This window comes from Apibacter adventoris (assembly GCF_002964965.1).
Lineage (GTDB): Bacteria > Bacteroidota > Bacteroidia > Flavobacteriales > Weeksellaceae > Apibacter > Apibacter adventoris.
The window spans coordinates 161307-175812 of the sequence record NZ_PSZN01000019.1 but is presented as its reverse complement, the minus strand read 5'-3'; the positions used below and the strand labels follow the sequence as shown (position 1 = coordinate 175812).

Annotated in this window: 17 protein-coding genes; 8 read left to right on the top strand and 9 right to left on the bottom strand. The window is 26.0% G+C overall.

The genetic code is table 11. The annotated features are described in order from the left end of the window. Window positions 1–9 precede the first annotated feature (9 nt). From C4S76_RS08485 to murB, 4 genes are read right to left on the bottom strand one after another with little or no spacing between them, the layout of a single operon-like run. The gene (locus tag C4S76_RS08485; RefSeq protein ID WP_221405004.1) at window positions 10–1152 is read right to left on the bottom strand and encodes an LOG family protein; all 1143 of its coding nucleotides are present in this window, start codon (window positions 1150–1152) and stop codon (window positions 10–12) included. 25 nt (window positions 1153–1177) lie between these two features. Beyond that, window positions 1178–1909: a hypothetical protein gene (locus C4S76_RS08480; RefSeq protein WP_105194044.1), complete on the bottom strand. Its 732-nt coding sequence runs from the start codon at window positions 1907–1909 to the stop codon at window positions 1178–1180. Between the two features lie 52 nt (window positions 1910–1961). After that, a complete protein-coding gene (gene lpxK, locus C4S76_RS08475) occupies window positions 1962–2987 on the bottom strand; it encodes a tetraacyldisaccharide 4'-kinase (protein ID WP_105194043.1) in 1026 nt (341 codons plus the stop codon). Between the two features lie 20 nt (window positions 2988–3007). Further along, window positions 3008–4030: a UDP-N-acetylmuramate dehydrogenase gene (murB, locus tag C4S76_RS08470; protein ID WP_105194128.1), complete on the bottom strand. Its 1023-nt coding sequence runs from the start codon at window positions 4028–4030 to the stop codon at window positions 3008–3010. A gap of 290 nt (window positions 4031–4320) precedes the next feature. Between murB and C4S76_RS08465 the strand changes: the two genes are divergently transcribed. The 3 genes from C4S76_RS08465 to C4S76_RS08455 all read left to right on the top strand — a co-directional run bounded on the left by C4S76_RS08465 (window position 4321) and on the right by C4S76_RS08455 (window position 5364). Further along, complete coding sequence (locus C4S76_RS08465) at window positions 4321–4602, top strand: YtxH domain-containing protein (protein ID WP_105194042.1); 282 nt, start codon at window positions 4321–4323, stop codon at window positions 4600–4602. A gap of 68 nt (window positions 4603–4670) precedes the next feature. Beyond that, window positions 4671–5009, top strand: coding sequence for a phage holin family protein (locus C4S76_RS08460; protein WP_105194041.1), 339 nt, complete (start codon window positions 4671–4673; stop codon window positions 5007–5009). Next, complete coding sequence (locus C4S76_RS08455) at window positions 4993–5364, top strand: hypothetical protein (protein ID WP_146105717.1); 372 nt, start codon at window positions 4993–4995, stop codon at window positions 5362–5364. Before C4S76_RS08460 ends, C4S76_RS08455 begins: the two co-directional genes overlap by 17 nt. Before the next feature lie 64 nt (window positions 5365–5428). Here the strand turns inward: C4S76_RS08455 and C4S76_RS08450 are convergent, their stop codons facing one another. The 3 genes from C4S76_RS08450 to C4S76_RS08440 all read right to left on the bottom strand — a co-directional run bounded on the left by C4S76_RS08450 (window position 5429) and on the right by C4S76_RS08440 (window position 7917). Beyond that, window positions 5429–5701 carry an HU family DNA-binding protein gene (locus tag C4S76_RS08450; RefSeq protein ID WP_105194039.1) on the bottom strand — a complete coding sequence of 91 codons (273 nt, stop codon included), beginning with the start codon at window positions 5699–5701 and terminating at the stop codon, window positions 5429–5431. Window positions 5702–5855: 154 nt separating this feature from the next. Continuing rightward, a complete protein-coding gene (locus tag C4S76_RS08445) occupies window positions 5856–6911 on the bottom strand; it encodes a diphosphomevalonate/mevalonate 3,5-bisphosphate decarboxylase family protein (RefSeq protein ID WP_105194038.1) in 1056 nt (351 codons plus the stop codon). Further along, a complete protein-coding gene (locus C4S76_RS08440) occupies window positions 6904–7917 on the bottom strand; it encodes an SDR family oxidoreductase (RefSeq protein ID WP_105194037.1) in 1014 nt (337 codons plus the stop codon). The genes C4S76_RS08445 and C4S76_RS08440 overlap by 8 nt, the downstream gene beginning before the upstream one ends. A gap of 658 nt (window positions 7918–8575) precedes the next feature. Here C4S76_RS08440 and C4S76_RS08435 point away from each other — a divergent pair. The 4 genes from C4S76_RS08435 (at window position 8576) to C4S76_RS08420 (ending at window position 11543) form a co-directional block, all read left to right on the top strand. Further along, entirely contained in the window at window positions 8576–9160 is a 585-nt protein-coding gene (locus tag C4S76_RS08435; protein ID WP_181042845.1) for a porin family protein, read from the top strand. Between the two features lie 169 nt (window positions 9161–9329). Continuing rightward, window positions 9330–10409, top strand: a complete 1080-nt coding sequence (locus C4S76_RS08430; protein ID WP_105194035.1) for an Mrp/NBP35 family ATP-binding protein — start codon at window positions 9330–9332, stop codon at window positions 10407–10409. 10 nt (window positions 10410–10419) lie between these two features. Next, window positions 10420–10656, top strand: a complete 237-nt coding sequence (locus C4S76_RS08425) for a NifU family protein (protein ID WP_105194034.1) — start codon at window positions 10420–10422, stop codon at window positions 10654–10656. A 95-nt stretch (window positions 10657–10751) separates the two neighbouring features. Further along, window positions 10752–11543 (top strand): DUF3108 domain-containing protein, encoded by a 792-nt coding sequence (locus C4S76_RS08420; RefSeq protein WP_105194033.1) that lies wholly within the window; start codon window positions 10752–10754, stop codon window positions 11541–11543. A gap of 13 nt (window positions 11544–11556) precedes the next feature. Here the strand turns inward: C4S76_RS08420 and C4S76_RS08415 are convergent, their stop codons facing one another. Continuing rightward, entirely contained in the window at window positions 11557–12723 is a 1167-nt protein-coding gene (locus C4S76_RS08415) for a hypothetical protein (protein WP_105194032.1), read from the bottom strand. Next, window positions 12720–13286, bottom strand: coding sequence for an RNA polymerase sigma factor (locus C4S76_RS08410; protein WP_221405003.1), 567 nt, complete (start codon window positions 13284–13286; stop codon window positions 12720–12722). Before C4S76_RS08410 ends, C4S76_RS08415 begins: the two co-directional genes overlap by 4 nt. A gap of 177 nt (window positions 13287–13463) precedes the next feature. Here C4S76_RS08410 and C4S76_RS08405 point away from each other — a divergent pair, with 177 nt between their 5' ends. Then, window positions 13464–14495: a DUF6263 family protein gene (locus C4S76_RS08405; RefSeq protein ID WP_105194030.1), complete on the top strand. Its 1032-nt coding sequence runs from the start codon at window positions 13464–13466 to the stop codon at window positions 14493–14495. The last annotated feature ends 11 nt before the right edge of the window (window positions 14496–14506 follow it).

Below are 14506 nucleotides of genomic sequence, written 5' to 3'. Positions count from 1 at the left end.
TACCAAAAATTAATTTTCTTTTTTTATGGGTGGGTGATTTTGTATATAATTTAATACCTCTTCCGGTTCATCTGTTAAAAAAAGTAAATCTTTATATTTTGTTCCCACAGCTAATTGATGTAAGGTGGAGTATAATGAAGTATCTTCCACATATCTTTTTTTACTCAAAAAAACCATAGGACTATAATATCCATAGGTTCCATAATGATTTTGAGTTGCTTCTTGAAAAATTTCCTGAGTGGTTCCTGCACTTCCAGGTGCATAAATTACTCCATATAAGCAAATAGCTAATAAAATATCTTCTCTTATACTATTAGAAAAATATTTTGCAATATGAGAGGCAAATACATTGCTGGGTTCATGCCCATAAAACCAAGTAGGAACTGCTAAATTTTCCATTCCCGCAGGATATTTCTGTATTACTTTTAACGCTTGTTCCTTGTAATTAGGATGTAAATATTCCTGTTGGCAGGTATCTAAATCTGAAAGAATTTTTAAAGCATCATTAAATTCATCATCAGAATATGAAGCCATATAAGCACCAAAATTTGCTGCCTCCATAATTCCGGGTCCACCTCCGCTTACAATATAATAACCTTTTTTAGCAAGGAGCCTTGCAGATTGTGCTGTTTTTATATAATATTCAGATTTTCTGGAGGAAGAGTGTCCCCCCATAAAACCTACACTTTTTTTCTCTGTCATTCCTTCATCATCAAACATTAATAACTCTCTCAACCCATTATCTATACTATAATCATGTACTCTTTGTGTAAGAGCCTCATCCATAGAGGGATTGAATCTTGTTTGATTAAAATGAGCATAGATTTTTTCGTCTTGTGTAATGTTATCTTCAGGTTCTTTATTCATTAACTCTTTCCAAGTATACAAAGATTTACGTGTGGGTTTGTATGGAAGTTCTTTAAACTTAGGGTATATAAAAACACCTTGTTTAGTCAAATAAATAAAATCTTCTTGAGATAAATCACAATTTATGAATATGGTATTTTTAAAAGTAAATTGGGACCAATCAACCTTCAGTATAACAAAATCTATATTTTGTATGACATTGTCATTAAAGTTATGATTTTCATGTATATAATTTTTAAATTCTGCTTCTGATTTTATAAAATTTTTAAACCGTTTTATACTCATTATAATTCCTCTTAAAATAGCCTCATTAGTTAATTTTTTTTCTTATTATTTCTTTTAAATGATTTAATTCGTCCCATCTTCTATTCGAGGCTAAATTTGCTTGTTCCGGCCAAGAAGAGGGATCATGAATTTTATAGGAATCACCTCCATAAATCCATAAAATATTTTTTAATTTTTCTTCTGTTGTTGAAGCTAATTGTTCCCAAGTATATATTCCGTTTTCATTTAAAAAAAACTCAATCCTTTCTCCAATACCTTCTATAATCTTCAAATCATCTTTAATAATAGAGGATGAAATTTCTTTATTTTCAAGTATTTCCCCTTTTATCTGCTGAGTATCTGTAAAATTATATTTTTCCTCATTAGATTTCTCGTTTTTTATATGTTTTTTTCTTTTTTCAATAATTCCTCCGGTATAAAGCACTTTCATATCCTCTAATTTATTAACATGTTGTGCTAATTTATTTTTTAATTTCTCATTTTCTTGTTCTATTATATGCAAATTATCCTCTGCTTTTTTACCAAAAAATAAGCCCATGAAATAAAATATAAATGCTGTTATTATTAATGGTACGATTACCCATAATACTCCTCTAAAAAATGCCTGAGTTGAAGGGTCTTTACTTGAGAAGTTTTCATTCCAATGAATATTGTTAAAATTTAAATTTTCTACTTCACTTATATACCAATAACTTACCCCGGCTATCCAAAATATTCCTATAGTAAAAAAAATCCAAAATAATATTTTTTTATTCATAAACAGTTATTTTAATAAATATAACATAATTTTTAATTTATTTTATTTAAAATTACTTATTTTTTTTCAGATATGAATTTACAAGTTCATAAAACTCTTCAGGTCTATCTAATTCAATATTTATAGGCAAATAATATAAATTATCTCTAAATTGATGAAAACATTTTAATCGCATATAATCTTTTTCTGTAGTAAGAATTATCCTATCTCCTTCTATTTTTTGATAGGATTTTTGTATATTTTCTATATCAAATTCTGTAAAATTATGATGGTCTTTAAATTGTAAATGGATTATAGATTTAAAATGTTGCTCAACAAAATCCAAAATGTTATTACAATTGGCTATCCCTGTTACTAACAACACTTTATAATGCGATATATCTTTTATATTGAGGGTAAAATTATAAGATTTGATTTTATCTTCATAAACTATTTTAGAAAAAAATAATGATTGATAAGTTTGTAATTTTAGTTTTCTTTCTATTATTTTCTTTTCTTCTGAGGATAGGAATTCGGGACATTTTGTTACTACAACGATCTTTGCTCTTTTAGCTCCATAAACTCCTTCCCGTAAACGTCCTAAGGGTAAAAGATGGTCTTCATAATAAGGAGAATGATAATCGGTCAGTAAAATATATAATCCTGCCTTTACATAACGGTGTTGAAAGGCATCATCTAATATAAAAATATCCGGATTGAAATCTTTTATAAAATTATTTATTCCATGTACTCTTTTTTCATCGACTCCAACTACAATTTTATTTCGAAAACGTTCAAAAAACTGCATAGGTTCATCCCCTATTTGTTCAAAAGTTGTTTTATAATTAGCAAAAAAATATCCTTTGGTTATTCTTCCATATCCGCGACTTATCACACCTATTAATCCTTTATCTTTTAATAATTCAATTAAATAAATAACAAAGGGTGATTTTCCGGTTCCTCCTACATTTAAATTACCTACAACAATTACAGGTTTATTAAATTTTTTGGACCTTAAAAATCCCCAATCAAAAAACTTATTTCTTATATAAGTGACTAACCAGTATATACTAGCAAAAGGATAGAGTAATATCTTCATATTTTCAACAAAATTAAAATTTAAATAATGATATTTACTTCTCTTTCTAAAAGAATATCAAATAACTTATTAACATCTCTTATTATTTGTTCGGATAATTGATATATTTCTTCTCCGGTTCCTCCACCATAATTAACTAATACTAAAGCCTGTTTTTCATGAACCCCAACATTTCCAACTTTTTTTCCTTTCCAACCAACTTTTTCGATAAGCCAAGCAGCCGGAATTTTTACTGTATTATGAGATAATATATAATGTGGAATTTCGGAATATATTTTCTGTATGTTTTTAAATTTATACAGAGGTATTGTAGGATTTTTAAAAAAACTCCCTGCATTTCCTAATACCATAGGATCAGGTAGTTTGCTCCTACGTATATTAACTATTGCTTTACTAATATCTTTTATAGTCGGTTCTACTATTTTATGTTTATTTAATTCTTCTTTTATAGCTCCATATGAATAATTAAGAATATGATTTTTTGTTGTTAATTTAAACCTTACTTCTAATATTATATATTTATTTTTTGCTATATTTTTAAAAATAGAATCCCTATAACCAAACTCACATTGATTATTGCTAAAAGATTCTATTTTCCTTGTAGATATATTAAGAGCTAAAAGGGAATTAAACGTATCTTTTATTTCTACTCCATAGGCTCCAATATTTTGTACCGGAGAAGTACCCACATTCCCTGGGATAAGTGATAAATTTTCCAAACCACCATAATTGTGATTTACACAATATTTCACAAAACTATGCCAGTATTCTCCTGCCATTGCAGATATTATGATATGTTGATGAGATTCTTCATTTATTTTTAATCCCTTCAAATTTAATTGTACGACTAAACCATTAAATTTTTTTGTAAATAAAACATTACTTCCCCCACCTAAAACTAATAAAGAAATTTTCTTTTCATCACAAAAATCCAACGCTTCATTTAATTCTTCTACTGTATTTACTTTAACAAAATATTTACAAAATGCAGGAACCTTAAATGTGGTAAATGATTCTATGTTTATATTTTCTTGGATAATTATCATGATTTTATTTGTGAATTTTTCATAACTTAATTTAAAAAAACAAGAATTAAATGCAGGTAATGGATCTTAAATTTTGTAAAATTTAAGTATTATTGGACTTTTATTTTAAAAAATAAATTTATTTTTAATTATGCATAGGTAATTAATTAAGATTTTAATACTAAACAATTAAAAAGAAAACTTGGCATAATTTTTTATATTATTCTTGGTGTTGACAAATTTATTGACTAAATTTGTTAGTAACAAGAAAAAAATAAAATTTTGTAAATTAATAAAATCATATTATCATGGGAAATAAAAACGCACAAAACATTCTAACAGGTATAATATTAGGTGCTGCTGCAGGTCTTTTAGCAGGAGTTCTTATGGCTCCAGATAAAGGTAAAAATACACGTAAAAAATTAAAACGAAAAGTAGAAGATTTAAGTGATAACCTTAAAGACACCTATGATAAATATAAACATGAATTGAAAGGAGGCTATGATAAATATAAAAAAGAGTTTCAAAAGAGAAAAGATGATGTTGTAGATAATCTTACAGAAGAGTATAACGATTTAGCTAAAAAATAAATATATTTTTATAAAGAGGGTCAAATAATTATTCTGACTCTTTTTTATTTATTTAAATCCTTTAAACTATGGTGGGAATTATAAAAAATTATATTGCAAAAAGAATTGAATTATTAAAGCTTGAATTAATGGAGCAAACTTCTAATTTAGTTAGTATATTAATCTATGTTTTTATTATTCTCACCCTTGTCATGATGTTTTTCTTTCTTTTTAGCTTTGCTATAGGACTACTTATAGGGGAACTATTGGGAAATACAGGTTTAGGTATACTAATTTTTTCTTTATTCTATTTAATTGCATTCTTTGTTTTACTTTTAAATTACAACAGACTAAGAAAATATACTATGCGTAAAATTTTAGAGTTTCAGTTAAATTACAAAGAAAATGCAAATGATGACAAAGACTAATGAAAAATATAGTTATGAAGATTTTTTGCTAAGAAAAAGAATTTTAAAGCAAGAAATTAATGATATTGAAAAATCTGTATCTTTAGAAAATTTGCCTAATACATTAGGGATGTTGGCAAATAATATTAAAGATAAAACATGGGGACTTATTCAAAACCCTAATTTTTTAAATTTATCAGTAAATACGGGAATAGGTTTTATTTCCGAAAAAATTTTATCAAAATTTATAAATAAAAAAAGCATTCCTGGCAAAATTGCCTTAATTGCATTAAGTTATTTAGTTCCTTTGACCATTAATAAAACAAAAAAATATCTAACCAATAAAAAGAAAAACTCACAAATTTCCAACAGTTAAGAATATTTATTAAATAAAATAAAGGATTATAACAAAATAATCCTTTATTTTTTCATTAATAAAATTAGTTTACTGCTGAAGATAATTCTGCTCCGGCTTTAAATTTAGCAACTTTTTTAGCTGGGATTTTAATTTTAGCTTTAGTTTGAGGATTAATACCTTCTCTTGCGCTTCTTTCAGAAACTGAAAAAGTTCCAAATCCAACTAAAGTAACTTTATCTCCTTTTTTTAGTGATTTAGTTACATTTGCTAAAAATGAATCTAAAGCTTTTTTTGCTGCTGCTTTAGTAATATCTGCATCAGCTGCAATTGCATCAATTAATTCTGACTTGTTCATATTTTTTTTATTTTAATAAGGTTATTTATCTTAATGTAACAAAGGTAATACTTTGTTTTATATATGCAAGTGATTTTGAATATTTTTTCGTTATATCAAAGAAAGCTAATCATTCTTACTATCTAATTTTTATGATTTCTTATTTTTTAAATTTTTAAAAATAAGCCTTATCCTTTATTAATTTATTATTTTCTGAATATATTATTAGTTCATTATTTATAAATGGAAATATCTCATTTTTTTCCTCCTCTGGATATAGCAAATGTATATTAGCCCCTGCATCTAATGTAAAATAAAGATGATGTCTTGTATCCTTTCTAAACTCCCATATTTTTTTTATTGCGGCTAATGTTTCCGGTTTCATTAAAATAAATGCCGGAAATGAAGTCATCATCATCGCATGAAGACTAAGAGCTTCATGCTCCACAATTCTGCCAAAAGTTTCTAAATCTCCTTTTTGTAACACCATTGTTAATTCAGAAAGATTTTTTCTTGCTTCCGTAAATCTTGTCTTTGCATATGGATGATCTTTCATTAAATCGTGTCCTAATGTACTGCTAATTTCTTTTACTCCTTCATGAATTAGTAATACGGTATCCTGAATAGTTTTAAAAACAGGAGATATTTCAAACGGAAAAGGTATAGCATATAAATCCGAACTTCCCGGAATTGTTTTATGTTTTCCCCAAACTACCAATCCTTTATAAACAGAACGGCAAGCACTTCCAGAACCTAATCTTGCTAAAAATGAAATTTTAACTTTATTAAATTCTTCATTATTTTTTTCTCCTAAAAGTGTACTCATTCTAACTAAACAATCGGCTATAGCTCCAAAACCTGATGCTGAAGATGCTATACCACTACTGTGAGGAAAAGAATTTGTAGTGTTAATTATATATTTATACTTATCAATAAATGGTAGATATGGTTTTATTGACAAAAAATATTTTTCAATTTTCTTACTAAATTTTTCGTTAAAATGCTTCCCTAAAAAAACCTGAACAGAAAACTTTGCAGTTTTTTCAAAATTTATCGTTGTTTGGGTAAAACTTTCAGAAAGTGTGTAACTAATAGACGGATTGGCTGGTAATTGTGGATAATATTTCCCCCAATACTTTATCAATGCTATATTTGAACCACATTTTGATTCTATTTTTCCTTTATCTACAAGATTATACTTATAATCAGAAATAAAGTCTTTTTCAGTCATTTTTTATTTTTTTATAGTGTAAGTAATTATTTGCGTGAAACTCTAATGATTTTTTTAATGGTGTAAATGTAAAGCCTAATGTTTCATTAATTTTTTTATTGCAATATTCCGTTTTAGAAGTTAAAGCTAAAAATGTAGCTTTATTTAATTTTTTCTTAATCGGTAATATGCGAGAAAATAATGCAATTTTAGATAACCAAAAATCTGAAATTTTAATTGGCGGTTTTTTATTAAAGTATTTTCTTAAAATCTGAAAAACTTTTTGATAAGTGGCATTTTCACTAACTAATATATATTTTTCATTAAAAATAGAATTATTATCCATTAATTGTATGCTTATTTTACTTACATCTTCTGCATCAATATAAGCTGAAAGTCCTGATGGATAAAATGCATTTTTAGTCATTGCCATATCGTATAAAAAACCACTGCTTCTCTCCCAATTTCCGGATCCAAGGATTATTCCCGGATTTACTACTATTACTTTTAAACCTTCTTGAGAACCTCTCCAAACTTCCATTTCTGCAGCATATTTGGAACTTGCGTAAGAGGAATGTATATTTTTAAAATTCCATTCAGCTTTTTCATCAATATAGGGTTGCCCTGGTATTATGTCTAATGTAGCGATTGAACTGATAAAACAAAATTTTTCTATTTGCTTTTCAATACTAATATTAATTATATTTTTTGTTCCTTCTACGTTTACTTTATATAATTCATCTTTTTGATTTTCATCAAAAGAAACCTTTCCTGCAATATGATATACATGTGTAACTCCTTCTAATGCAATTATTAATGATGATATATCTAATAAATCACCTTCTACCCATTGCAATGAATTATAAAATTGTAAATATTTTTCAGGTTCATAAATTTTAAACAATTCTAAAACTTCATGCTTAGGGGCATTATGACGTAACAATACTCTAACTTTCTTATTTAATCGTACTAATTGCAATAAAAAATAAGTGCCCAATAGTCCTGTACCTCCTGTTACTAATACCATTTTCTAACCTTAAATTAAAGTTCTTTCAAAATATAATTATATTTTTAAATAAACCAACCAAAATCACTAATTAACATCTAAAATCTATATCTCATACAAAAATATATATCTAGACTTTACTTGACGAAATGAAAATAAATTTCTGCATTAAACATTCATTCAAATGATTAAATTGTATTTTGCTAAAATAGTCATTTATGTTTAAAAATCTTTAATTGCTATTGTGTATTTATGGATAATAGATAATAATTAAAAATGATCAATCAAAATTATTACCAGATATCAGACTATCAATTTACTATAATATCACAAATTAATATTATATTAAAATAGATATATAATATTTTATAATATATATTGATTATAATAAAACTGAAATTCCAAATACGAATAGACTTCATATTATATAATTTCAATTTTTCCTTCATAAACTAAATTAAAATCACAAACATTACTATATGTATTTTTATTAATTTAAATTAATTTTTGTTCATTTATTTAAAAATACATATTTAACAATATTTTATTATTATTTTTTAATAATATATTATATTAATCAAAAATATTAAAATTATTAACAAAAAAAACACATATTAATTACATTTTTTTAATACAAAACTCTAAATTTGCACGATTAACAGATAAAAAGAACAACACATTGAAAAAACTATTTTTTATTATACTACATTTAAGTATAATTATTTCAGTTAAATCACAAGTACGTTTTGGTTTAAAAGGGAGTTTACAGTTCACTAACGTTATAGACATACATGCGCATTCTGATACACGAGACTGTGGAATAGCTTTTGGAGGATTTTTACAAATTCCTTTTAATAAATACAATGAAAATTTGTTTATAAAACCTGAAATTTTATATTCACAACAAGGTGAATATGATGGGGATGACAAATATTTTCAGGATTATATTAATATTCCTATAATGATTAAATATTATTTATCTGAACTTATTCCGATAAGCAATTATGGAAATAGTGAGCTTTTTGCGGAAATAGGTCCTCAAATAGGGTATTTAATTCATGAAAAAAACAAAGAAAAAGATCATCTAAGATATGCAAAGGCTGGGAATACAGATATTTCTATAGGACTAGGAGCCGGTGTTGCTTTTTATAGGACATTTGAAATAAATTTCCGATATAATTACGGACTTACAGATGTATATAAAGATTATTCTAAATTTAATAATACATCAAATTTTGCTTTTTCTTTATCTTATATATTTTAATTAATTCATTAATGTTTAATACTTTACTTCTATTTTAGTTTGTAATACTTAAGAATATAGAATTTCTTTATTATATTATTTATTTTCTTTCTAAAAGAGTTTTTATTAATCCTATAAGATTTGTAAATTTGTAAAATACATTTATTTATAATTTTATAAAGACATAGTGATGATTAGTAAAGACGAAATCAAGAAATATCTAAAGGAAATAGAAGTTGATGATCTAATTAGAAATATACAAATTATGGGAGACACTGTAATGATAGATATGCTCTCCCACTCTCCTGCAATGCACGAAAAAAAGAGAATGGAAGTGGCTATGCAGGCAGCATTTGAAGAAAAGTTTGGAAAAGATATTCATTTAAAATTAAATATAATAGTAGAAGTTCCTGAAAAGGAAACTAAAAAAGGAAAAAATATTCCAAAAATTAAAAATATCATAGCTATAGCTTCAGGTAAAGGTGGAGTAGGAAAATCCACAGTCGCTTCAAATCTTTCAATAGCTTTAGTTAAAATGGGATTTAAAGTAGGGTTATTAGATGCTGATATATATGGGCCTTCGATCCCTACTATGTTTGATGCTGTTAATGAAAAGCCTATATCAAAAGAAAATAAAATCGAACCTATAGAAAGTTATGGGGTAAAATTGCTTTCTCTTGGTTTTTTTGCGGGTTCTAATCAGGCTGTAGTTTGGCGTGGAGCAATGGCCTCTAAAGCTATACATCAGTTATTACATGATTCCAATTGGGGAGAGTTAGATTTTCTTTTAATCGATTTACCTCCCGGAACCGGAGATATTCATCTTTCCATAGTGCAAGAAGTACCAGTAACAGGGGCTGTTATTGTAAGCACCCCTCAGCACATTGCATTAGCTGATGTAAAAAAAGGTCTTGGTATGTTCCAAATGCCTGAAATTAATGTACCTGTATTAGGATTAATTGAAAATATGGCTTATTTCACTCCTAAAGAATTACCAGATAACAAATATTACTTGTTTGGAAAAAAAGGTGTACAAAAACTATCAGAAAGTCTTGAAATACCTTTTTTAGGAGAAATACCTATTATACAATCTATTAGAGAAGCTTCTGATTATGGAAGACCTGCTGTTTTACAAGACAATGAAATAATTTCTAATATATATTCAAATATTTGTAAAAAAATGGTACAAAGTTTAGTTAAAAGAAATGAAAATTTACCTCCTACAGAAGCGGTAAGAATAACAACTATGGCCGGATGTTCAACTCAATAAAGCATTAATTATGTCAAATACGATTTTAAATAAGGTAAATAAAGCACTGGAAGAAATACGTCCATTTTTAATTTCCGATGGTGGAAATGTGGAACTTATTGAGGTAAAAGATCATATTGTAAAAGTAAAACTTACAGGGGCTTGCAATGGTTGTTTTGTGAATCAAAGCACTCTTAAATTAGGAATAGAAGCAACCATAAAAAAATATGCGCCTGAAATAACTGAAGTAGTTAATATATCTGCTTAAAATAATATTTTAATTAGAGATAGAAGTTTAGTTTAGATTTTAATTTTTTCTATTTTATTTAAATTATTACATTTGTCTGTTATTAAATTTCGTTCATGAAAAAGTTTTTTATAATTTTTATTTTTTTATTTTCAACTTTTTTACTTGTAACAGCTAGTTCTACTGAAACACTTTTTCCTGCTTCGGAATTAAATAATGGAGAATATTTAAGATACAGAGTTCATTATATGTTAATAAATGCAGGATATGCTACGTTAACTACCAGTGAAACTAATTATAACGGAAAGCCCCACTATCATGTAGTAGGAGAAGGTTATTCTACCGGATCAGCTAAATTATTTTTTAAGGTTGAAGATAGATATGAAACTTACATGGATAAAGTCACTCTTCTTTCTTCCAAATTTATCAGGAAAATAAGAGAAAGTTCCTACGTAAGAAATCAATCTATGACAATTGACCATATCAATAAAAAAATTACATATACGAACGAGAGTGATAAAACATCCAAATATTATACATATACAGGAGAGATTCACGATATGCTTTCAGCTTTTTATTATTTAAGAAATATGAATACAGATGGTTATAAATCTGGAGACTTTATAAGTCTTAATATTTTTTTAGATTATGAAATATTAAATTTTAAATTAAAAATTTTATCACGAGAAACTATAAAATCAAATTTTGGAAAAGTTAAGTGTATTAAATTAAGACCATATGTACTTTCTGGACGCGTTTTTAAAGAAAAAGAAAGTGTTACTATGTGGGTTACAGATGATGTTAATCATATACCGATACAAATAAAAGCGGAACTTGCAGTGGGTTCCTTAAAAGCAGATTTAAGTAATTACAAAAATCTACAAAGTCCCATTAATTTTATTAAATAATCACATTGTTATCTCACTTGGTAAAATATACTTTTCCTTTTTTACCTTTCCAATCTGCACCATTTTTTATTAAATCTATTAATTTTTCATCTATTTCAGAGCATAGTGATTTATTTATAATGAAATTATAAGGTCTCCTTTGTTCCGAAACTGAAAAACTAATAACAATATCTCCTTTATCAGATTTACATTTATTATTTTTAAATAAGTGCATGTGATCTTTTAAATATAGTTTATAAAGTTTGTCTCCTATAACCGGAACTGCGTCATACTCCTGAAGTTCCGAAAATCTATCGACATTTATTGATCCTAATAATTGATCTTTATTATTTTGACTATTACCTTTCTCACTTTTTGAGGTGTTTTTACCTATTAATGACAGTCGATTTATTTTTTTAGAATCTAAATCTAAGTTTGAATCTTTTTTATTATCATATTTCTCATTTTCTAAATTTTTTGATAAAGAGGGAGAAGTTCTTATAGTTTTGTCTATCTGTATCATTCCCTGAGCAGATAATGGATGGTCAAAATATACCGAATTATTATGATAAGCTATACTTAGAGTGTCTAAATTTTGAATTTTATTCTTCTCATTATTATCAATATTAGAAGGAAAAGTTATAGCATTATCTGCATGTTTCATTCTATAATCAGATAACGATTGCTCCAAATAGATAGAATTATTTTGCAAGGCTAAACTAAGAGTTTCTAAATTATTATCTTTTTTCTCCTCATCTATTTTTAAATTTTTTTTATTTTTAGATATAAATAACTTATTATACACTTTATTTTCCTTTTCGAAAGAACCTTTGGTATCTAGATTTTCATTTTTTTTATTTTCTTGAATTTCATTTGTTATTACTTCATTTTTAGACGTTGTATGATTAGCAAACACTTTGTTTTCTTTATTTGTATTATTCATAAAGAAATAAGCTCCAATAAAAAATAAAATTATAATACTGGCTGCTATATAATAATAATAAGTATATATTTTTTTCTTTTCTGTTTTTTTTAAAATTTGGCTTTTTAATTTATCTATAGTATTAATATGATTTCCCTCTACTAAGTCATATCCTTCTAAAGCATCTTGCAAAAAAGGATCCTGCATAGCTTCTCTTTCCAAATCATGAGCTTTTTTTCCTTTTCTATTTCCTTGTATGTAATCTTTTAGATTTTTCACTTTGAATTTTTTTCCATGCAAATTTTTAAATTTCTTTTTCCATTTTGGATATAACTTTTTACACTTTTCAAATGATATTTAGTTTCTATAACAATTTCTGCATATGACTTTTCTTTAAAAAAAAACTTTTCTATACTAATTCGCTGAGGTTCCGGTAACTTTTCTATACATTGTTTTAATATAGAAAACTTTTGATCTTCATTTTGTTCATCTAATAGATACAAAATTTCTACAGATTCCATAGATTCTTCATTAAAATCTGTGAAAATTTCTTTTTTTATAGCTCTAATTTCTTGCAAACAATGATTTCTTGCTACCGAATATATCCAAGTTTTAAAATTGGAAATTGAATAATTTATAATTTTAGTAACTAAGTTTTCAAATATTTGCATTACAGCATCTTGTGCTTTTTCATCATCTTTTAAATATTTAAGACAAAGACCATAAATTAAGGGTATATATTTATTATAAAGTACTCCAAAATACTCAGAATTTAATGTTTCTTTATATTTTCTTAAAAGTTCTTCATCACTTAATTGAGATATTTTAAAACGAATTTTCAACAATTTACAAATTAAAAGTGTAAAATTAAGAATTTGTTTTTGGGTTATATAATCTTATTACAAATTATAATCAGTAAATAATTAGTATTTTCCTAACAGGCTGTTAAATATTTAACCTTTTTATTCATTTTTATTTAAATGAAAATTATCTTTAGTAAATTGCGGAAAAATTTATAAATGAGAAAAATAATTTTTGCATATTCATTATTACTATTTTTAACTGCTTGTAAAAATGAAGAAAAGTCTAAACTTATAGATAATTCAAATATTAAAAATACTCAAAAAAATAAAAATCAATCTCAAATATCCACATCTGATAAAAATTCATCCTCTAAAATAATAGAAACAGGAATATATCAGGACAAAGATAGTTTATATCACTTAAAATATAATTTAGAAGTAGGTAAAACTTATTCTTTTAATTCTAAAGAAATAAACAAACAAACAATAACTTTTAGAGGTAAAAGTCAATCTATGACTCAAGAGACGTATGATCCCATAAATTTCAAGGTTACAGATACCAAAGACAATAAATATACATTAGAGGTTAAAATGGGAGGTAAAAAAATTATTACTAAAGCAGAAGGAAAAGAATTTACTTTTGATACTCATGGAAAACAGCCTACAGATCCTAACCAGGCAAGAATGTGGAAAATTTATAAGGCTATAAGTGAGGTAAGTTTTACTGTAGATATGGATGTTTATGGAAATTTATCAAATATTAAAGGATTAGATGCTATCTATACAAAAGCAAAAAATTCTTTATCAGGAGACTTAAAAGGAAAGCAACTGGATGATTTTGTTTTAGCTTTTAAAAAGGGATTTAACGCGGAAACTTTTAAAACCCAATTTGAAAATTCTATGATGAAGTTTCCAACTAAAGGATTAAAAATTGGCGAAAAGTGGAATAATGATCCTTCAAGGAAGAATCAGGGATATAATCAATTGATTCAAGTTAATGATCAAAGTGCTGAAGTTAAAGTACAAGGTATCATTCCTTCTAAATCAGATTCGAAAGTTATAGATGGAGTAACCTATAAAATTTCTGTTAAAGGAAGTCAAAACGGGAAAATTATTATGAATAAAAACTCCGGTTGGATTTCTAATGCTAATTTTAATATAACTGTAACTGAAACAAGATCAGCAAAAAAAGGAAATGAATCTGAACAGGTAATACAAAAAACAGAAAATAATACTTACATTAACTAATTCTCTAATAT